Origin of the sequence: Pseudomonas sp. FP2335 (assembly GCF_030687535.1) — a bacterium.
In the GTDB taxonomy this organism is placed as follows: Bacteria; Pseudomonadota; Gammaproteobacteria; order Pseudomonadales; family Pseudomonadaceae; genus Aquipseudomonas.
Window position 1 is genome coordinate 5,139,837 of sequence record NZ_CP117437.1, and the last position, 21,720, is coordinate 5,161,556.

Genomic DNA, 21,720 nt, shown 5'->3' on the forward strand with positions numbered 1-21,720 from the left:
TGGCTACATGCCTTTACGCCGCTCAGCCCGCGCAACCCGCTGAACCTCCTGACGCACCTCTTCCAACACTTCCTGCACGTACTGCAGATGACGCGTGGAAACCTCACGCGCCGCCTCGGCCCGCCCCTCGATAATCGCCAGATACAAATCCCGGTGCTGACTGATCAGCATGTCGCGGGTTTCCGTACGCTGCTGATACATCCCACCGATATTGGTCACCACGTTGCGCTTGAGCAAATCGAACAGCCCGCGGATGGTGTGCAGCAACACGGCGTTATGACTGGCCTCGGCAATCGCCAGGTGAAAGCTCGCATCCGCCGCCCCCTCCTCCGCCCGACTGACCTCATCGACCCGCGAGTAGCAATCCTGCAACGCATTAAACGCCGCTGTCAGCCGCTCACGGTCAACCTCGGTGGCACGCAACGATGCGTAATACGCACATGACGCCTCAAGCGTCTGGCGAAACTCCAACAGATCCCGTTGCGCCTCGGGGTTGTTCTCCAACAGGTGCAACAGCGGATCACTGAACGTAGACCCCAACGATTCAGCGACATAGTTACCCCCGCCCTGGCGACTGACCAGCAACCCCTTGGCCGCGAGCTTCTGGATCGCCTCGCGCAACGACGGTCGCGACACGCCAAACCGCTCCGCCAATGCGCGCTCGGCTGGCAAGCGCTCGCCCGACTTCAGCGTGCCCTCAAGGATCATGCCCTCAAGCTGCTCGACAATATCGTCGGACAAACGGCGCTGACGCACCTGATCAAACCCCATAGCTCACTCTCCACCATCCCGACCACTCGCCGGGCCCTCTATTCTCGCCTATCGCAGCGCTTGCAGCACCTATCAGAGCGCCTCGGATTTATCCGATCAGATCCCCTCGCCCAACTTCCTACGACGAAAGTTTCGCAGGCGGCAAATTGACACATCCCCCGAAGGCTTTTAACCTAGCCAACAGCGATTGTAAATTGGTATTACCAATTAGCCAAATCGACTAAACAGTGCCTGACCAACAACAATTAGGGGCCACCCCATATGCAAACTTGGCAACAGCTCTACAGCCCGCTCGGCAGCCTCGGCCTGTCCGCACTGGCCGCCGTCATTCCCATCGTATTCTTCTTCCTGGCCCTGGCCGTGTTTCGCCTCAAAGGCCACGTAGCCGGCAGCATCACGCTGGCCCTCTCGATCCTGGTGGCGATCTTTGCCTTCCAAATGCCGGTGGACATGGCGTTCGCCGCAGCCGGTTACGGTTTTGCCTATGGCCTGTGGCCGATCGCGTGGATCATCGTCGCCGCGGTATTCCTCTACAAACTGACCGTTAAGAGCGGCCAGTTCGAGGTCATCCGCAGTTCGGTCCTGTCGATCACCGACGACCAGCGCCTGCAAGTGCTGCTGATCGGCTTCTGTTTCGGCGCCTTCCTCGAAGGGGCTGCCGGTTTCGGCGCGCCCGTGGCGATCACCGCCGCGCTATTGGTGGGCCTGGGTTTCAACCCGCTGTACGCGGCCGGCCTGTGCCTGATTGCCAACACCGCACCCGTGGCGTTCGGCGCCCTGGGGATCCCGATCATCGTGGCAGGCCAGGTAACCGGCATCGACGCGTTCAAAATCGGCGCCATGACTGGTCGCCAACTGCCGCTACTGTCGCTGTTCGTACCGTTCTGGCTGGTGTTCATGATGGACGGCCTGCGCGGCGTTCGCGAAACCTGGCCCGCGGCACTGGTCGCAGGCTTGAGCTTTGCGATCACGCAGTACTTCACATCCAACTTCATTGGCCCGGAACTGCCGGACATCACCTCGGCTCTGGCCAGTCTGATTTCCCTGACCCTGTTCCTGAAGGTCTGGCAACCCAAGCGCACCGCGGGCGCGCAGATTGCTGGCGCCACCGCCGGCGCCACTGTCACCGCCAGTGCCGGCGGTTTCGGTCAACCACGCACCACGGTTGCATCGCCCTACAGCCTGGGGGAAATTTTCAAGGCATGGTCGCCGTTCCTGATCCTCACTGTACTGGTGACTATCTGGACCCTCAAACCGTTCAAGGCCATGTTCGCTGCGGGCGGCTCGATGTACAGCTGGGTCTTCAACTTCGCGATTCCGCACCTGGACCAGATGGTAGTGAAGGTCGCCCCCATCGTGACCAACCCGACCGCGATCCCGGCAGTGTTCAAGCTGGACCCGATCTCGGCGACCGGCACGGCGATTTTCTTCTCCGCACTGATCTCGATGCTGGTACTGAAGATCAACATCAAAACTGGTCTTACCACTTTGAAAGAGACCTTCTATGAACTGCGCTGGCCGATCCTGTCCATCGGCATGGTGCTGGCCTTCGCCTTCGTCACCAACTACTCCGGCATGTCTTCGACCATGGCGTTGGTATTGGCCGGCACGGGCGCGGCATTCCCGTTCTTCTCGCCATTCCTCGGCTGGCTGGGCGTGTTCCTGACAGGCTCGGACACCTCGTCCAACGCCCTGTTCAGCTCGTTGCAAGCCACCACCGCACACCAGATCGGCGTCAATGACACCCTGCTGGTCGCGGCAAACACCAGCGGCGGCGTCACCGGCAAGATGATCTCGCCGCAATCGATCGCCGTGGCCTGCGCCGCCACCGGCCTGGTCGGCAAAGAGTCAGACCTGTTCCGCTTCACACTCAAGCACAGCCTGTTCTTTGCCACCATCGTCGGCCTGATCACCCTGGCCCAGGCCTACTGGTTCACCGGTATGCTGGTGCACTAAGACCTGCACGCAATAGAGTAAGAATCGACGCCGGACCACGGTTCCGGCGTCAGCTATTTCTGGAGGACCGATGAGCCTGCCTGCTGCTTTTCTGCGCGATGTCGCACAGCTGATCCCACAGGATCGACGCTTCGACGACCCACTTTCCACCCTCGCCTTCGGCACTGACGCCAGCTTTTACCGACTGATCCCACAGCTGGTTATCCGCGTGGAGTCAGAAGACGAAGTCGTCGCACTGCTTCAACTGGCCCAACGCGACCACGTCCCCGTCACTTTCCGCGCAGCCGGCACCAGCCTGTCCGGGCAAGCCATCAGCGACTCCGTGCTGATCGTATTGGGCGACAACTGGAACGGCCGCGAGATTCGCGGGCAAGGCACGCAAATCCGCCTGCAACCTGGCGTCATCGGCGCCCAGGCCAACGCGTGGCTGGCACCATTCGGGCGCAAGATCGGGCCGGACCCGGCGTCGATCAACGCCTGCAAAATTGGTGGCATCGTTGCCAACAACGCCAGCGGCATGTGCTGCGGCACGGCGCAAAACACCTATCACACCCTCGCAGGCATCCGCCTGGTACTCGCTGACGGCAGCCGCCTGGATACCGAAGACGCAAGCAGCATCGCGGCCTTTCGTGAACAACACGGCCCACTGCTTGAGCGCCTGGCGACACTGGGGCGCGAGACGCGGGCAAACGCTGAATTGGCGGCTAAGATCCGCCACAAATACCGTCTGAAAAACACCACCGGCCTGTCACTCAACGCCCTGGTGGATTTCGACGAACCGCTGGACATCCTCAGCCACCTGCTGGTGGGCTCCGAGGGCACCCTGGGCTTTATCAGCGCAGTAACCTACGACACAGTGGTCGACCATCCGAACAAAGCCTCGGCGCTGATTGTGTTCCCGGATGTGGAAACCTGCTGCAACGCGGTAACGGTACTGAAAACCCAACCCGTTTCAGCCGTTGAACTGCTGGACCGGCGCAGCATGCGCTCGGTACAGAACAAACCGGGCATGCCTGCTTTCGTACAACACCTATCGGAAAATGCCTGCGCGCTGCTGATCGAATCCCGCGCCGCTTCGCCGTCACTGCTGCACGAGCAATTGGCATTGATCATGGCGTCCCTGGCCGCATTTGCGGTGGAAAAACAGGTCGACTTTACCGAAGACCCCGTGGAGAACGCCCGTCTGTGGGCGATCCGCAAAGACACCTTCCCAGCAGTGGGTGCTGTGCGCAAAACCGGCACTACAGTGATCATCGAGGACGTAACCTTCCCGGTCGAACAGCTGGCCATCGGTGTGAACCGCTTGATCGAACTGTTCGACAAACATCACTACGATGAAGCCATCCTTTTCGGACACGCTCTGGAAGGCAATCTGCACTTTGTATTCACCCAAGGCTTCAACAGTGCGCAGGAAGTCGCACGCTATCAAGCGTTCATGGATGACGTCGCCCAGTTAGTGGCCGTGGAATTCGGCGGCTCGCTGAAAGCCGAGCACGGCACGGGTCGCAACATGGCACCGTTTGTCGAACTGGAATGGGGCAGCGATGCCTATCAGTTGATGTGGCAACTCAAGCGCCTGCTCGACCCCAACGGCATCCTCAACCCGGACGTGGTACTCAGCGAAGACCCGCAGATCCACCTCAAACACCTCAAACCGCTGCCCGCCGCCGACGAGCTTGTGGATAAGTGCATCGAGTGCGGCTTCTGCGAGCCGGTGTGCCCGTCCAAAGGGCTGACGCTGAGCCCGCGCCAGCGCATCGTGATCTGGCGCGACATCCAGGCGAAGAAGCGCGCTGGCGTCGACACCACCGAACTGGAAGCGGCCTACCACTACCAAGGCATCGAAACCTGCGCTGCCACCGGCCTGTGCGCCCAGCGCTGCCCTGTAGGAATCAACACCGGCGACCTGGTGAAAAAGCTGCGTAGTCGCGACGCCGACCGCACGAAAACCGCCGAATGGCTCGCCACCCATTTCGCCACCGCACTGCAAGGCGCGCGCTTTACCCTGCACGTGGCCAATGGCGCACGCATGCTGTTGGGCGCCCCGCGCCTGGCGAAACTGTCGGCCACGGTGACCAGGCTGTCCAAGGGACAAATCCCACAATGGACCAACGCCATGCCGCAGCCGGAAAAGGCTATCCGCTTCAGTCCGCCGGTGACCGACGAGCGGCCACGCGTGGTTTATCTCGCGGCCTGCGTCTCACGCACCATGGGCCCGGCAGCTGGGGATAAAGAGCAGATGTCGCTGTACGACAAAACCCGCGGCCTGCTGGAAAAAGCCGGTTACCAGGTCGTCTTCCCCGACAACCAGGACAGCCTGTGCTGCGGCCAGCCCTTCGCCTCCAAAGGCTACGCCGAACAAGCCGAACACAAACGCCAGGAACTCATTGGCGCCCTGCTCCACGCCAGCCGTGGCGGGCTCGACCCGATCTATTGCGACACCAGCCCATGCACCCTGCGCCTGGTGCAAGACCTCGGCGAAACACGCCTGGACCTTTACGATCCGGTGCGTTTTATCCGCACCCACTTGATGGACCGCCTCGACTTCACGCCGCAAGACGCACCGATCGCCGTGCATGTCACCTGCAGCACCCAACACCTGGGCGAAAGCCAAGCGCTGATCGACCTGGCCCGACGCTGCTCCAACACGGTGGTCATCCCGGAAGGCATCCATTGCTGCGGCTTTGCCGGCGACAAGGGCTTTACCACGCCGCAACTCAACGCCCACTCACTGCGCTCCCTCAAAGACGCGGTGCAACATTGCAGCGAAGGCATCTCCACCAGCCGCACCTGCGAGATCGGCCTGAGCCAGCATGGCGGTATCGATTACCACGGCCTCGTGTACCTCGTGGATCGTGTCACACAGGCACGCGCCCATTGATCCGACAAAAAAAACAGAACCCCCGCGCACCCACGTAGTCATCTAGATAGGCCTCGGCGAACGAGGCTCATCAGTGATGTCGCTGGCAGCCGTTGAACGCCAGCAGCGTCGAGCCCTATTTGCGAGGAGATACCCTATGAAGCGTTCCGCTCTTGCTGGCTTGTTCATCACCGCTGCGATGCTGGCCTCCCCTGTTTTCGCCGCCGGTGACAAAGACCTCTGCGAGATCAACCTCAACAAAATCAACAACGGCAAAGCGCTGCTCGCCACCGACTCCAGCGGTAAAAGCGGCGAAATCGACACCGCCGTCGCCCAGGCCAAAGCCGCCCACGCTGCCGGCGATGAGAAAAAGTGCATCGAGATAACCAGCAAGGCGCTGCAAGACCTGCAAGACCTCGACAAAGGCGGTAAATAATCCCACAGCCGTGAGGCCAACCTTCGGGTTGGCCTTCCCGCGCTGTTTGGCGTACACTGCACAGGCTTGTCACTCACTATGAAACAACGAGTTACAAGCACGGGGCCGTTTAGGATTCGACGCCGGTCGCGAAACTTTAGGTGCATGCCGAGTTGGTAACAGAACTCGTAAATCCACTGTTGCAACTTCTTATAGTTGCCAATGACGAAAACTACGGCCAGGAATTCGCTCTCGCTGCGTAAGCAGCCTTAGCCCTGAGCTTCTGGTACCTTCGGGTCCAGCAATCACCAGGGGATGTCTGTAAACCCAAAGTGATTGTCATATAGAACAGAATCGCCGTGCAGTACGTTGTGGACGAAGCGGCTAAAACTTACACAACTCGCCCAAAGCACCCTGCCCTTCGGGTCGCTGAGGGTTAACTTAATAGAAACGGCTACGCATGTAGTACCGACAGCGGAGTACTGGCGGACGGGGGTTCAAATCCCCCCGGCTCCACCATTTCATCATCTAAAGACGTCCACGGACGTCTTTTTTTGTGCCTGAAATCCAGGTAAATCAAGGGTTTTAGGGCTACTGGCTTCCGTAGAAGAATTTTGAGTTCCAGGCGTTTTGGTATCCCATTTGGTATCCCGGACCCACCGGTGCTATTTTTGGGATACCAAAACGGTGTCGGAGGTAGCTCTCATGCCTACTAATGCAACCCACCTCTCAGACCGCCAACTCAAGGCAGTCAAGGCAACAGGAAAAGACTTCGTTCTCACTGACGGCGACGGCCTTCAACTCAGGGTCAGAGCCAGTGGCTCGATGATCTGGAACTTTAACTACCGCGAGCCGGTAACCAAAAGCCGCCTCAACATGGCGCTCGGCCCTTACCCAGCCCTCTCGTTGGCGAATGCCAGAAAGAAAGCAGCTGAGGCACGCGAACTGCTGGCGCAAGGCATCGACCCCAAAGCTCACCGCGATGAGCTAAGGCAGGCCAAGCTGGCAAAAACCGAGCACACATTCGAGAAGGTAGCCACCGCCTGGTTCGAACTGAAAAAACACTCCGTCACAACGGCCTACGCCGAAGACATCTGGCGCTCACTCACGCTGCATGTTTTCCCCAGACTCAAAGCCATACCCCTCGCAGACATCACCGCCCCCATGATCATCAAGCTTCTACGCCCGATCGAGGCCAAAGGCAGCCTGGAGACGGTCAAGCGACTTTCCCAACGTCTCAACGAAATCATGGCCTACGGCGTCAACTGCGGGCTGATCTTTGCGAACCCGCTCAGTGGCATTCGGGCAGCCTTCAAGAAACCGCAAAAACAAAACATGGCGGCACTTCCACCCGAAGAACTACCCGACCTGATGCTGGCGATTGCCAACGCCAGCATCAAACGCATCACCCGCTGCCTGATCGAATGGCAACTGCACACTATGACCCGCCCTGCCGAGGCTGCTGGGACGACCTGGGCAGAAATAGATTTCGAGAAACGCATCTGGACCATCCCAAAGGAGCGCATGAAAAAACGCCGTGCGCACCCCATCCCCCTAAGCGACCAGACGCTCGCGCTGCTAGAGACAATCAAGCCCTACAGCGGCCACCGGGAACACGTATTTCCGGCCGACCGAAATCCGCGTACCCACGCAAACAGCCAGACCGCGAACATGGCATTAAAGCGTATGGGCTTCCAGGATCGGTTGGTCAGCCACGGCCTGCGATCAATGGCCAGCACCATCCTCAACGAACATGGATGGGACCCGGAGTTGATTGAAGTCGCACTCGCCCATGTCGACAAAGACGAAGTCCGAAGCGCGTACAACCGAGCGGACTACATTGAGCGCCGGCGTCCAATGATGATTTGGTGGAGCGAGTACATTCAAAAAGCCGCCACCGGCAATTTGTCGGTGACGGCCATTCATGAAAACAAAAACGGGAACGTCATCCCGTTTCGTTAATCAGTTCCTGCTGGCGACAGCGGCGACAGTGGCGACAACCCAAGTATTTAGCGGTCCTTCGTATGGCGACAACGTGGCGACAGTCGCCACCGTCTGCAGCGCCCACAAGCTCTTAATGCCCAGCCCCTGAGGGCAGGAAGGCTTCGCCTTCCCGTCCTCAGGGGCTCACTTTAAAAACCGACGAACGGCCAATTGTCCATTCCAAGCCACCTTCTTCCAAACACGTACAACGCCTAAAAACCCCACCGCACACCCAGTTGACCACCCTCCGAGCACGCGTTACACCAGAGCCGTAAAGCGCTGTCATCGACAGCATTGCCCAGGTAGCCAGGGACCTTTAAGGCTACGCCCTACAGTGGTGGTCCCAGCCCATGCGCGCTCGCTTCCAATTAGGCGCGCAGTCACGCCCAACGTGATCGAAGCCAACTTATCCACAGTGCAAATGCGGCAGCCCACGCCCGTCTCTTTCTCCAGGAAAGAGACGGGCGCCGAAACCACTGCCGCAGCCCTTGCCGGGCAACACATTGCAGCGTTTGTCACTGTGACAATCGGCGTGACAAACCCCGATGTCACCCGCAGCAGCAATGCAGATGATGGTGCCGCAGCCCACGGAATGAACTGCACCTGACTGACAGTCAGGCACGCCCTGGTCATCGCATTACTGCCTGCAACAGACTCAGGATCTCGCGGCGCTGGTCTCGTCAGCCAACGCAGCCTCCACCCGCCCACCGTTATCGGTGCTCAGGAGGCCAGATCATGAGATGCCCAAGCTCCCGGTAGTAAAGAGCCGCCCGTCCCGCGTAAGTGGACAACCCTCACAGGCTGCAGGGGCCTTGATCCCTGATAACACTCAACAACCGTGGCGGGGAGAGTGAGGGAGAAATTCGAAGCACCAGGAGAATGACGATGCAATTGTGCGAAGCGTTTGACCTGCCACAGCCGCTGCTGGAATACCGGCCCGAGCCGCTGGCGTATCCGGTCGAAGCGTTGGGACAGATATTAGGACCAGCCGTCGAACGCATGGCCGAGGTGATCGGCGTGCCCTGCGCCATGGCTGCGCAATCGGTGTTGGCCACTGCCGCCCTGGTGACCCAGTCGCACGCCAATGTGCAGCTCGATGGCCGTGTTTATCCGTTATCCCTGTACATGCTGACGGTGGCATCGTCGGGTGATCGGAAAAGCGCAGTGGATCATCTGGCGCTGGCGGCTGCGCGTGAGTGGGAGCGGCGGCAGTGGATGTTGTACTTGCAGCAACTGAAAGCCAATCGCGCCGCCATTCGAGGAAAGCACGAAGCTCGTGAGTTATCCGACCCCGTCCCGCCCAGGTTGATCATCGCCGAGCCCACCATTGAGGCGCTGATCAAAAACCTATGCCAGGGCTTGCCCAGCATGGGGTTATTCAACGATGAGGGCGGCCAGTTTCTGGGCAGCAGCACCATGAGTAAAGAGAACCAACTCAAGGCCATCACAACCCTGTCAGCGCTCTGGGATGGCAGCCCCATCGACCGGGCGCGCTCCATGCCTGGCGAAAGCCTGCGAGCTTATGATCGCCGTCTCAGTCTGCATCTGATGCTGCAACCTTACCTCGCCAACCAGCTACTCACAGATCGAATGATCAACGGCCAAGGCATTCTTGGGCGCTGCCTGATCAGTTGGCCCGAACGCCTTGTGGGGCGGCGCTTGTACAAGGCAGTGGACCTAACGCGAGATACCAAAATCCTGCGTTACCAAGCACGCATCACCGCTTTGCTGAATAAGCCGATGTCGTTGCACAAGGATGGTTCACTTAACGCTGACAGGCTGGAACTGACACCCAGCGCGCGCACTGCCTGGATCGATATTCACGACACTATCGAATGCCAATCTGGTGAATTTGGCGAGCTGTCCGGCATTCAATCCGTCGCGGGGAAAGCAGCAGCCAACGTACTGCGTATCGCCGGGGTATTGGCGGTGATTGAAGACGCGCATGCAGTGGACGAACCCCATATCCAGCGCGCCTCGACGCTGATGGATTACTACCTGGCCGAAATCCAGCGCCTGACGGAGCAAGAGCCCATCAACACGTTACGCGAGGAGTCGGATCGATTGCTGCGCTGGCTGACGCAAAAAGGCTGGACCCAATTTACCGTCCGCGACCTCAATCGCAATGGCCCCCGCTTTGCCCGCAAAAGCAGTCATCACACCATTACGCTGCTGGTCGAATTGATCTCACATAGCTGGCTGGACTCTCCTGACGGAAAGACCTTCGAGGTGCGCCATGTTCCGCCTCAATGACGCGGTGCGCCGTTACCAGGCGCAGCATCAGACACGACCTGCATTGCGGAGTGTCGCCACTTCCGTCGCCGCCTTGTCGCCATGCTTCAGAGCAGCAACTACAAGGGTTGTCGCCACTGTCGCCGTTGTCGCCACACCCGCCTTAGGGCCTGTCAACATCGGCCAACTGATCCACCAACTGCGCGAAGAGGGAGCAATGTTGCGGCATCAGCAAAACGCCCTGATTATTCGTCCCACACATTGGCAACAAGTGAACAAGATCAGCGCCCACTGGAAAGCGGTGCTGCGCTTTCTGCAAGACACGGAAAACGGTGAAGCCGATGGCATTGCTCGGCCGGCGTGATGGCCGCAACTTTGGCTACGGCCGTCAGCTCAGCTATGCCGGCCCACAAGCGCTGAAAGATATGTTTGCCGGCGGCCACTTCGCTACGGTCAAAGCACACAGTGATCGCTGGCAGGCTTTCGTGAAGTGGTGTCGGTCAGCGGACGGCCCCGGTTACAACGACGCCCGCCAGATAGATCGCAGTACCTTGCACAGCTACGCCACACACCTGCGTCAGCAAATCCAACAAGGTGAAATCTGCATCGCCACCGCGCAGAACCGCCTGAGTAGCGTAAACCGTACCCTCGCAGCACTACGCGGCGACCAGTACGTGAAAATCGCCAGCCCGAGTAAGGCACTCGGCATGCAGCGATCAAGCGTACGCACCCGCGCACCGGATGGCCAAGAGCACCAACAATTGAGTCGAGTGATTGAAGCGCTTCGTGAGCAGCAACACCACCGTGTCGCGGCGATTGTCTGCTTGGCCCGCGCAACCGGCATGCGCTTGCGCGAAACGATCTTGGCTGACCTGCCACGTTTGCAAAGTGAGGCTAAACACTTAGGCCGCATCAATATTCAGGATGGGACCAAAGGCGGCCGGGCTGGCGCTTCAGCACCGCGATGGATCATCGCAAATAACGAGGTTAAGGCAGCCTTGCAGATGGCTCGTTACGCCTCGCCACCCCACAGCCGCAATTTGCTGGCCGAAGGTGAAAGCTACGCCAAGTTCCAGCAACAGACGGTGAGGCCAGCCCGTGAATTGCTTCAGAAGCTGGGACTGAAGGGGGTTCATGAATTTCGAGCGGCTTATGCGTGCGAGCGCTACATACAGCTCACGGGCCACGCGGCCCCCGTCAATGGTGGCCGATGCTATCGCATCGACCACGCTCTGGACCAAAGGGCGCGACGGCAAATCAGTCTTGAGCTTGGGCATAACCGGATCGATGTCATTTCGGCCTACATTGGAGGTCGAGCGTGACCAGACCCTTCAATATGGAGCTGTTCCTGAGCGGCGTAATGACTGGTTCAAAGGTCACGCAGCAACGTCACCTACGGCAAGCTCGATTCATGCAAGCGGCCATTCAAGAGCGCTGGCAGCGTGATAATCCTTGGACTTGGCAGCTTAAGCATGTGCGCTGGTTTCTCACGCAGTATCTGAAAGATCATTCAGACGCCACCCGATATTATTACCTACTCACGGCTTCATTGGTCTGGAAGCGATTAGGGAAGAACCGAGACTTGGTGATCGCCCCTGCCGTGTGCCGCAACTTGCTGACAGTAGTTTGCTCAGGTGATCGTAAAAGCGCGGTAGAGCAAATAGCCCTGCAAGCCGTAAGCGACTGAGAGATACAGCAAGTGGGTCATTTTTGGGGAACAGCTCCATGCTCAACGCACTGCAATGAGCATCAGCGCGAATCACCGACATGAAAAAGTCAGTACAGCTAGTGCTAGACGCCCAACCTGGCCCGTGTAACCGACACTGCTCAGTGCCGAGCTCGGATTGAGATACAATCCCCGGCATTTAATACCATTGGGACCGGCATCCGCTCCCTGGGTGCCCACAAGAGATTCCGCAATGCCCCTCACGCTGCAACAACTGGAACGCCATCTGTTCAAGGCTGCCGATATTCTTCGCGGCAAGATGGACGCCTCGGAGTTCAAGGAATACATTTTTGGCATGCTGTTCCTCAAGCGCTGCTCCGACGTATTCGAGGAGCGCTATGAGCAGGTCGTTTCCGATGAAATAAACGCCGGCAGGAGCAAGGCCGAGGCCTTTGTCTCGGCGGAAAATCCGCGCTGGTACAAGCGCGATGGTAATTTCTGGGTGCCTAGCCATTCACGCTTCCACTATTTGCTCAACGAAGCGCACATCAATGTTGGCAACTTGCTTAACAAGGCGCTGGGCGGCATTGAGGAAAATAACGTATCCCTGGAAGGAGTGCTGGAGCACATTGACTTCACTCGCAAGGTCGGCCAGAGCAAGATTCCCGATCAGAAGCTGCGCCAACTCATTAGCCACTTCGGTGAGGTGCGTCTGCGCAATAGTGACTTCGAATTCCCCGATCTGCTTGGGGCAGCCTACGAATACCTGATCGCCGAGTTCGCCGACTCGGCCGGCAAGAAAGGCGGTGAGTTCTATACACCGCGCTCTGTTGTGCGCCTGATGGTTCATCTGGTCAAGCCGACTCTGGCTCACGATGTCTACGACCCCTGCTGCGGCTCGGGCGGCATGTTGATTGCTGCCAAGGAATATATCGACGAGCACGGTGAGGACGGCCGCAAGGCCAACCTATTCGGCCAGGAATTCAACGGTACCGTTTGGTCCATCGCGCAGATGAATATGCTGCTGCACGGCATCAGCAACGCCTGGCTGGAGAACGAAGACACCCTAGCCGACCCTCGGCATATCGAGGCCGGCGAACTGCGCCGCTTCGACCGAATCCTCACCAACCCGCCTTTCTCCATCAACTGGGGCCATACCGAGAAAAGCGCGGATGGCAGCCTGGCTTGGAACCCGACATTCCGCGAGCAACGCTTCTGCTTCGGCGAGGTACCGCTGGGCTCGAAAAAGGCCGACCTGATGTTCCTGCAGCACATGCTCGCTGTGGCCCGCGACGAGGGCATGATCGCCACCGTACTGCCTCACGGCGTGCTGTTCCGGGGCGGTGAGGAACGCGGAATCCGCGCTGGCATTATCGAAAACGATCTGCTAGAAGCTGTGATCGGCCTGCCGGCCAACCTGTTCTATGGCACCGGCATTCCTGCCTGCATCCTTATCCTGCGCCAACAAAAGCAGGAAGGCGCCAACCGAGTCAGCGCCAAGCCTGCCGAGCGCCAGGGCAAGGTGCTGTTTATCAACGCCGACCGCGAGTACTTCGAGGGTCGTGCGCAGAACCACCTGCTGCCCGAGCACATCGAGAAGATCACTACCGCCTTCGACGAATTTCGCCGAATCGACGGCTTTAGCGACGTGGTGGATATCGCCACCCTGCGCGACAACGACTACAACCTGAACATTCGCCGCTATGTGGATAACGCACCGCCACCCGAACCGCATGATGTGCGTGCCCACTTGCTGGGCGGTGTGCCCAAGGCTGAAATCGAGGCAAAAGCCCCTTTGTTCGCCTCGCACGGCCTCGACCCGCACAACTTATTCGTGGCGCGCGATGCGCAGTATTTAGATTTTCGCAGCGAGCTGACATGCCGCGCCGACTTCAAGCCCGCCATCGAAGGTGATGCCGGCCTGCAAGCCAAGGAGGCAGCCCTCCGCACCTCCTTCGAGCGCTGGTGGCACGAACACAGCCCGCGTATCACCGCCCTAGCAGGGAAGCGGGATAACAGTGCCGCATTGGTCGCGTTGCGAGCTGAACTTCTGGCAAGCTTTAGCCAGACGCTGGAAGGCATCAGCCTGCTCGACCCCTTTCAGGTCCGGGGCATCCTCGCAGGCTTCTGGTACCAGTCTAAATACGACTTTCTCGGCCTAATGGCCCGCGGCAGCTTGGGCGTTATTGATGCCTGGCGCACCAGCATCATCACCGTACTAGAAGACAAGACCAGTAAGCACAGCCCGCTGGAGCACAAGCTGGTGAAATTCCTGCTCGGCGATTTCGTCGCCGGTTTGTCGGAGCTGGAGGCGAAAAAAGCCGAACTAGACAACCAGCTCAAAGCCGCCGTCCCAACCAAGGGGGAAGATTCCAACGAGGCCGACGGCGAAGCGGATGCCGACAACGACGAAAACCCCATCGATGAAGCCCAGCTCAAGGCTTGGAAGTCCGAGCTGGCCAAGGTGAAGAAGCAGCTCAAGACCCAGCAGGAAAACTTCGCCAGCCACCTGAATCAGGCCGTCGATAAATTGGACGAGCCACAAGCCGCCGAGCTGCTGCTGACCATCCTGCACAACGATATGCAGGCCATCGTCGAGAGCTATATCGCCGCGCAACGCAAGCAGATAGTCGCCACTTATGAGAGTTGGTGGGATAAATACCGGGTGACGCTAAATGACATTGAGCACAAACGCGATGCGGCGGCAGTGGCGTTGCAGGGATTCTTGGAGGGGTTGGGATATGTCTGAGCAGACTACGCCAAGCCAGTTCCCTTCAGCTCCTCTACGTAAGCTAGCCAGCCGCATTACCGACGGCTCTCATTTCAGCCCTACCCCACAGGAACATGGTTATCTCATAGCCAACGTTAAGGACATGAAATCGGGATACATCGATTTCAGTTCCTGCACTCGAATATCCACTGCGGCTTACCGCGAGCTCAACGCTACTGGATGCACTATCCGCAATGGAAACGTATTGCTTTCAAAGGATGGTACCGTCGGGCGTGTCGTGGTCTATAAGCAGAATGAGGAGATTGGGGCGCTCTCGTCTATCTGTCTCATTGTGCCGACCGAGGAAGTCGACTCGGCTTACCTTGGCCACGCATTGCAAAGCCAGGTTTGTGTCCGTCAGTTTGAAAACTTCATGTCAGGTAGCGCTCTCAGGCGCCTGGTTTTGCGTGACATTCGGGCGATAGAGATACCAGTCCCAAGCGTTCAACAGCAGGCGGCCATCGCCCAAATCCTCGACACCCTCGACACCGCCATCCGCGAAACTGAGTCTCTGATCGACAAGCTCAAGGCCATCAAGCAGGGCCTGCTGCATGACCTGCTGACCCGCGGCATCGACGCCAACGGCCAACTGCGCCCCCCGCAGAGCGAAGCGCCGCAACTTTACAAGGAGTCAAAGTTGGGGTGGATTCCGAGGAAATGGGAGGTGGTCCCGCTGGGGTATTGTGCAGATATCGTAAGCGGTGTAACCCTTGGCCGCATCCTAAACAGTCCTGTCGCGATTGAGCTGCCATATTTGCGAGTGGCTAATGTCCAAGATGGCTACCTTGCACTGGGAGAAATAAAGACTGTCTCGATCCTGCCGTCAGAGCTGAACCGCTTTGCTCTGAAAGTAGGTGATGTGCTGATGAACGAGGGAGGAGACTTCGACAAGTTGGGTCGGGGGGCCGTATGGGAGGGGCAGATAGAACCCTGCCTGCACCAGAATCATGTTTTCCGCGTACGCTGTGATGACTCAAAGCTGTTGCCTGCGTTTTTGGCAGCCTACTCCAGCTCTGTCCGTGGAAAGGCCTACTTTGTCCAAGCATCGAAGCAGACAACCAATCTGGCCTCAATCAATTCGACGCAGCTAAAAGCATTTGGCATTTCTTGCCCATCAGTCGCTGAACAACTGCTTATTACCCACCGTCTGTCGACCTTCGATAAGAAAATGGCAGTCGAGCAGGAGGCACTGGAAAAGTTGCGCCAGCAAAAGATCGGCCTAATGGACGACCTTCTAACCGGCCGCGTCGGCGTCACCCCGCTGCTGGAATCTATGCAACAAGCTGCAGCACAAACGGAAGCCTGATATGCCACAGCGCCTGCCACCTCGCGAATCCCTCACCGTCGAGTTCAAAAGCGATCGCAGCAAGCTTCCCGACCGCGAGCTAATTGAGGCACTTGTCTGCCTGGCCAATGCAGAGGGCGGCGAGCTATGGCTGGGCGTCGAGGACGACGGCACGCCTACCGGCCTGCATGCCGAGCATCGCCTGCTAGAGGGCTTGTCTGGCATGGTCGCAGCGCGCACCTCGCCGTCGCTGAAAGTACAGGCCGAGACGCTCGATCTGGATGGCGTGACCGTGGCACGTATCCATGTACTCAAAGCCCAGGGCGAAGTGGCCACCACCAGCGGCGTCTATCTACGCCGCCGCTTGAAACACGACGGCTCGCCCGAATGCGTAGCCATGCTGCCCCATGAGCGCAATAGCCGCGCAAGCAACTTCGGCCTCCTAGATGTCTCCGCCCAGCCGGTGACCGGTGCCACCCTCGCCGATCTCGACCCGCTGGAGCGTGAACGTCTACGCCAGGCAGTACAACAATACGGCGGCGATCGCGTGCTGCTGGAACTGGACGATGAAGCCCTAGACGGCGCACTGCTGCTCACAGCGCGCCAGCCGGACGGTACGCGTGTGCCGACTCTTACCGGCCTGCTACTGATCGGCCGGGAAACCTCCGTGCGCCAACTGGTGCCCACCCATGAGTTCGCTTTCCAGGTGCTGGCCCAGCAAGCAGTGCGCTTCAACGAGTTTCGCCGCTTCCCATTGCTCAAGGCACTAGACTGGCTGGAAACCAACTTCCGTCCATACAACCCAGAGGAAGAACTACAGGTCGGCCTGTTCCGCGTGCCAGTGCCCAAGGTCGACTTCGGTGCCTTCCGTGAAGCCGTAGCCAACGCCCTGGTCCATCGCGATTACCACGGCAGGGGCGCGGTGCATGTGCGCCTGGAGGACGATGCCCTGGTGGTCAGCAACCCCGGCGGACTGGTCGATGGCGTAACCCTGGCCAACCTGCTGGTGACCGAACCGCGCCCGCGCAACCCGGCCCTGGCCGACGCCATGAAGCGCGTCGGCGTAGTCGAACGCTCCGGCCGAGGTGTGGACAAGATTTTCCGCGGCATGCTCAAATTCGGCCGGCCGGCCCCGGACTACAGTTACACCACCGCCCAGAGCGTGGTGCTGCGCTTACCCACCGCAGAGGCCGACCTTGACTTCCGCCGCCTAGTAGTCGAGCACGAGCGCGCCACCAACGCCGAGCTGCCAATCGACAGCCTGATCGCCCTGGCCGCCCTGCGTGAGACCAAGCGCGTCACGGCCGACGAACTGGCCGTACAGATCCAGCGCGACACCGCCAGTGCCAAACGCACCCTGGAAGCCCTGACCGAAGCCGGCTTGGTCGAGGCCCACGGTTCTACCCGAGGGCGCAGCTACACTCTGTCAGCCAGTCTGTACCAGGCCGTGGGCGACAAGGCCGGTTATACCCGCCAGGCAGGCTTCACACCCATTCAACATGAGCAGATGGTGTTGAACTACGTGCAGCAGCATGGGCAGATTCAGCGCGCTGAAGTAATGGATCTTTGTCGGCTCTCGCCTGATCAAGCGGCAAAACTGCTCAAGCGCATGAAAGACAAGGGCACACTGATACAGCAAGGTGAACGACGCTGGTCGGTCTATAAGCTCGGCTAAAAATTCTATGAGCCGCTATGAGCCGCTATGAGCCTGTAAGAGCCCATACACGCCTGAACTGGATTAAAGGAGTAACCGTGGGCTGGGAATTGGATGACGTCGAAAAACCCTTTGTGGCTCAGTTACAGGGGCTGAACTGGGAGCATATCGAGGGCAGCCTCGACGACCCGGCCATCACTGGTCGCAGCAGTTTCAGTGAAGTAATTCAGCGAGCTGCACTGGCCGAGCGCTTGCTTGCCATCAACCTGCGCGACGGTCAGCCCTGGCTGGATGAGCAGCGAATTGCCGAAGCACTGGCGGCCATTACCCGCGTGGGCGCCGGCAAGCTGATGGAAGCCAACCATACAGTCACTGAGCTGCTGCTCAAAGGCATCACGGTCGATGGCCTTCAGGGCTGGGAAGGCGGACGTGGTCAGACCATCCAGTACATCGACTGGGCCAACCCGGCCAATAACCACTTCCGCGTGATCAACCAGTTCCGAGTGGATTGCCCACCGGGGTACAACAGCGGCAAGAAATTTATCGTCCCGGATCTGGTGTTGCTGGTGAACGGTATCCCGCTGGTGGTGGTGGAATGCAAGAGCCCATCCATCCCAGAACCGCTGGCCGAAGCTGTCGATCAATTGCGCCGCTACAGCAACCAGCGCAAGGCGGCCTTCGAAGTCGAGGACAACGAGGGCAACGAAACACTGTTCGCTAGCGTGCAGCTGTTGGTCGCCAGTAGCTACGACGAAGCACGGGTGGGCTGCATTGGGGCCGGCTTCGGGCATTTCTCCCAATGGAAAACCGTGGTTGGCCCGGAGGGTAGCGGCAGCGAGCAGTCAGTAGCCGAGCAGTTGGGCAAAGCCAAACTGTCCGAGCAGGAGCGCCTGGTGGCAGGCATGCTGACGCCGGCCCACCTGCTCGATCTGATCCGGCATTTCATGCTGTTCATGCCGGTTGGCGGGCAGACCATCAAGACGGTCTGCCGCTACCAGCAGTACCGCGCGGTGAACCGCACGGTGATCCGCATGAAACGCGGGCAGACACGCCTTGAGCACGGCGAGAGCGACCAGCGCGGCGGCATCGTTTGGCACACTCAAGGCTCAGGCAAGAGCCTGACCATGGTATTTCTGGTGCGCAAGATGCGCACGGATACACAACTGCGCCGCTTCAAAATCATCGTGGTCACTGACCGTAAAGACCTGCAAAACCAGCTCTCCGCCACCGCCACGCTGAGCGGTGAACTGCCGGAGGTGGCCTCTAATATCGAGGGTGTTAAAGCCTTGGCACGTCGCCAGGGCCCCGGTTTGGTATTCGCCACCATCCAGAAGTATCGCAATCCCGAACAGGAAGAAGATAGGGAGGCGTCGATCCCTACGCAAGCTACTGCACACCTCAAAGCCGCAGAAAAGCGCGCGCCCTACCTGGTAAGCAAACCATTCGAGGTGCTCAACCACGACGAGAGCATTCTGGTATTGATCGATGAAGCGCACCGCACCCAGGCCGGCGATCTACAGGCAAACCTGCTGGCGGGCCTGCCCAACTGCGTGCGCATCGGCTTTACCGGTACACCGATCATCATGGGCGATAAGAAACGCACCCACGAAATTTTCGGCGCGTTCATCGACAAATACACCATCAAGGAAGCCGAGGCAGATGGCGCTACAGTGCCGGTGCTTTACGAAGGACGCACTGCCCAGGGCGCATTAAAAGATGGAGCGAGCCTGGATGAACTGTTCGAGGATTTGTTCCGCGAGCACAGTCAGGACGAGCTGGAGCTGATCAAGAAAAAATACGCCACCAAAGGCCATATCTTTGATGCCCCCGCGCTGATTGCAGATAAGGCGCGCGACATCCTCAGACATTACGTCACCAATATCCTGCCCAATGGCTACAAGGCGCAGGTGGTAGCCTATAGCCGGATTGCGGCAATCCGCTATTTCCACGCACTGCAGGCCGCCCGCGATCAGTTGTTGGCCGAGGCCGAAGCGTTGCCAGCAGCCGACAAGGACCTCGACGATGAAGCACTGTGCCAGCGTCCACCCAAGCTGCAGGCGCGCGTGCAGGCGTGGCGCTATCGCGACAGGCTACGCAGCCTGGAATTCGCACCGATTATTTCCGGCTCAAATAACGATCCGGCCGAGTGGAAAACCTGGACGGATGGCAGCAAGCACGAGCTGCTGATCCAGCGTTTCAAGAAGCCCCTGAATCATGAGCAGCCAGGCAAGACCGACCCGTTGGCTTTCCTGATCGTTAAGTCTATGTTGCTCACCGGCTTTGACGCCCCCATCGAAGGGGTCATGTACCTTGACCGGCCGATCAAGGAAGCCGAGCTGCTGCAAGCCATTGCGCGGGTCAACCGTACTGGTTTCGGCAAGCGCTGCGGTATCGTGGTCGATTACTACGGGGTCGCCAACCACCTGCGCGAAGCGCTGGCAGCCTATGCCGACGAGGATATCGAAGGTGCGCTGAGCAGCATCAAGGACGAGGTGCCGGTGCTGCGCGATCGTCATCTTCGTGTAGTGGATGTGCTGCGTCGCCAGGGCATCGAGTCGCTGGAAGATGCCGAAACCTGCATTGCCGCACTGGAGTCGGAAAAGGTGCGCGCCGAATTTGCGGTAAAACTCAAAGCGTTCCTCAACTCATTGGACACCGTGCTGCCACGCCCCGAGGGCCTGCCCTTCGTCAAGGATGCCAAGCGCCTGGCCTATATCCACGCGCGGGCACGTGGGCGCTACAAGGACCTGCCGCAATTGGGCAAGGATGTCGGTGCCAAGGTGCGCAAACTGATCGACGATCATGTTATCTCACTGGGCATCGACCCGAAGATTCCGCCGATCCAGCTCACCGATGCAGACTTCGAGAAACAGTTGTCGCGAAGCGTCAACGACCGCGCCAAGGCATCAGAGATGGAGCACGCCATTCGCTCGCATGTGCGCAAGCATACTGATGAAGATCCGGTGCTCTATCGCAAGCTGTCCGAACGCCTGAACGAGCTGCTCAAGTCGCTGGGCGAGCAGTGGGATCAGTTGGTTGAACAGATGCAGAAGATCATCAACGAGCTGCGCAGCGGTCAAATGAGCGATGGCTACAGCCCCCTGGATTTGCCCGAACACTATGCACCCTTCCTGCGCACCCTGCTGGATGTGGTGTGTGCCGACGCCAATCCGCAGCCCGCCGAGCTGCTGCGTTTGAAGGATGTGACAGTGGAACTGGTCGATCTGTTGGTGGGCGAACTCCAAAGCCACCGCGATATCTGGAGCCCGCGCAAGCGAGCGGCACAGGAGGAGCTGGCCGGGCAGCTATTTGATTACCTGATGCGACTGCGTCCGCCCTTGGTGGATAGCGATACGGCGGGGGTGCTGTCTGACCGCCTGATGGATCAAGCGAGAGCCAGCCATGAACGGTTGATGCAGCTGTGAGCAGTCAAACCCTCACCGTAAACGATCTGCAACTGACGCTACGCCGCAGCGCGCGGCGCAAGACGTTACAGATCACCGTCGAACGTGACGGCGCACTTATCCTGTCTGCCCCGCCAGAGGTTGAGGAGCAAGCGCTGCGGCAATTCGTAGCGGAAAAAAGCTTCTGGATTTACTCGCGTCTTGCCGAAAAGGAACGCCTGCAGCGCTCCATCCCCACCAAGGAATACGTCGACGGAGAGGGGTTTCTGTATTTGGGACGAAGTTATCGCCTCAAACTGGTTGATGAGCAGGATGGGCCATTAAAACTTTCTGCTGGTCGCTTCCGCCTGCTGCGTAGCGAACTGCCAAGAGCCCGCGAACATTTCATCCGTTGGTATAGCGAACATGCCCGCAGCTGGCTCGCCTTACGAGTCGAGAACCACCAAGCGCGAATGGACCTGACCCCCAGCGGTGTGCGTGTGCAGGATCTGGGCTATCGCTGGGGCTCATGTGGTAAGGGCGCACAGCTCTATTTTCATTGGAAAACAATCCTACTGCCCAAGCCCATTGCGGAGTACGTGGTGGTGCATGAGATGGTGCACCTGCAAGAGCCACATCACACCCCAGAATTTTGGCTCCGCCTGGAACGCGTCATGCCTGACTATGCACAGCGCAAGACATGGTTGGCAGAACATGGAATTGATGTTGAAGGAATCTGAGTACC

Annotated in this window: 13 protein-coding genes, 1 other RNA gene and 1 pseudogene; 14 read left to right on the forward strand and 1 reads right to left on the reverse strand. The window is 59.0% G+C overall.

Going from position 1 to position 21,720, the window contains the following annotated elements; all coding sequences use genetic code 11:
* Positions 1-3 precede the first annotated feature (3 nt).
* A complete protein-coding gene (locus PSH81_RS23105) occupies positions 4-771 on the reverse strand; it encodes a GntR family transcriptional regulator (protein ID WP_192298934.1) in 768 nt (255 codons plus the stop codon).
* A 261-nt stretch (positions 772-1,032) separates the two neighbouring features.
* Between PSH81_RS23105 and PSH81_RS23110 the strand changes: the two genes are divergently transcribed.
* The 14 genes and pseudogenes from PSH81_RS23110 to PSH81_RS23175 all read left to right on the forward strand — a co-directional run bounded on the left by PSH81_RS23110 (position 1,033) and on the right by PSH81_RS23175 (position 21,715).
* Complete coding sequence (locus PSH81_RS23110) at positions 1,033-2,727, forward strand: lactate permease LctP family transporter (protein WP_192298935.1); 1,695 nt, start codon at positions 1,033-1,035, stop codon at positions 2,725-2,727.
* 70 nt (positions 2,728-2,797) lie between these two features.
* The gene (locus tag PSH81_RS23115; protein ID WP_305391540.1) at positions 2,798-5,608 is read left to right on the forward strand and encodes an FAD-binding and (Fe-S)-binding domain-containing protein; all 2,811 of its coding nucleotides are present in this window, start codon (positions 2,798-2,800) and stop codon (positions 5,606-5,608) included.
* Positions 5,609-5,744: 136 nt separating this feature from the next.
* Positions 5,745-6,023 carry a hypothetical protein gene (locus PSH81_RS23120; protein ID WP_226455738.1) on the forward strand — a complete coding sequence of 93 codons (279 nt, stop codon included), beginning with the start codon at positions 5,745-5,747 and terminating at the stop codon, positions 6,021-6,023.
* Positions 6,024-6,124: 101 nt separating this feature from the next.
* Positions 6,125-6,521, forward strand: a transfer-messenger RNA (tmRNA) gene (gene ssrA / locus PSH81_RS23125).
* Between the two features lie 186 nt (positions 6,522-6,707).
* Positions 6,708-7,964 (forward strand): integrase domain-containing protein, encoded by a 1,257-nt coding sequence (locus PSH81_RS23130; RefSeq protein WP_305391541.1) that lies wholly within the window; start codon positions 6,708-6,710, stop codon positions 7,962-7,964.
* A 906-nt stretch (positions 7,965-8,870) separates the two neighbouring features.
* On the forward strand, positions 8,871-10,238 hold the full coding sequence (locus tag PSH81_RS23135) for a YfjI family protein (protein ID WP_305391542.1): 1,368 nt from the start codon (positions 8,871-8,873) through the stop codon (positions 10,236-10,238).
* The gene (locus tag PSH81_RS23140) at positions 10,222-10,581 is read left to right on the forward strand and encodes a hypothetical protein (protein WP_305391543.1); all 360 of its coding nucleotides are present in this window, start codon (positions 10,222-10,224) and stop codon (positions 10,579-10,581) included. Before PSH81_RS23135 ends, PSH81_RS23140 begins: the two co-directional genes overlap by 17 nt.
* Positions 10,559-11,539, forward strand: coding sequence for an integrase domain-containing protein (locus PSH81_RS23145; RefSeq protein ID WP_305391544.1), 981 nt, complete (start codon positions 10,559-10,561; stop codon positions 11,537-11,539). The genes PSH81_RS23140 and PSH81_RS23145 overlap by 23 nt, the downstream gene beginning before the upstream one ends.
* A pseudogene (locus tag PSH81_RS23150) lies at positions 11,536-11,808 on the forward strand (hypothetical protein); the annotation flags it as partial. The gene PSH81_RS23145 and the pseudogene PSH81_RS23150, both read left to right, overlap by 4 nt.
* A 328-nt stretch (positions 11,809-12,136) precedes the next feature.
* Entirely contained in the window at positions 12,137-14,632 is a 2,496-nt protein-coding gene (locus PSH81_RS23155; RefSeq protein WP_305391546.1) for a class I SAM-dependent DNA methyltransferase, read from the forward strand.
* Complete coding sequence (locus tag PSH81_RS23160) at positions 14,625-15,959, forward strand: restriction endonuclease subunit S (RefSeq protein ID WP_305391547.1); 1,335 nt, start codon at positions 14,625-14,627, stop codon at positions 15,957-15,959. The genes PSH81_RS23155 and PSH81_RS23160 overlap by 8 nt, the downstream gene beginning before the upstream one ends.
* Position 15,960: 1 nt before the next feature.
* The gene (locus PSH81_RS23165) at positions 15,961-17,613 is read left to right on the forward strand and encodes an ATP-binding protein (RefSeq protein WP_305391548.1); all 1,653 of its coding nucleotides are present in this window, start codon (positions 15,961-15,963) and stop codon (positions 17,611-17,613) included.
* A gap of 77 nt (positions 17,614-17,690) precedes the next feature.
* Positions 17,691-21,017: a type I restriction endonuclease subunit R gene (locus PSH81_RS23170; protein ID WP_305391549.1), complete on the forward strand. Its 3,327-nt coding sequence runs from the start codon at positions 17,691-17,693 to the stop codon at positions 21,015-21,017.
* The gene (locus PSH81_RS23175; RefSeq protein WP_017700074.1) at positions 21,014-21,715 is read left to right on the forward strand and encodes a M48 family metallopeptidase; all 702 of its coding nucleotides are present in this window, start codon (positions 21,014-21,016) and stop codon (positions 21,713-21,715) included. Before PSH81_RS23170 ends, PSH81_RS23175 begins: the two co-directional genes overlap by 4 nt.
* Positions 21,716-21,720 lie beyond the last annotated feature (5 nt).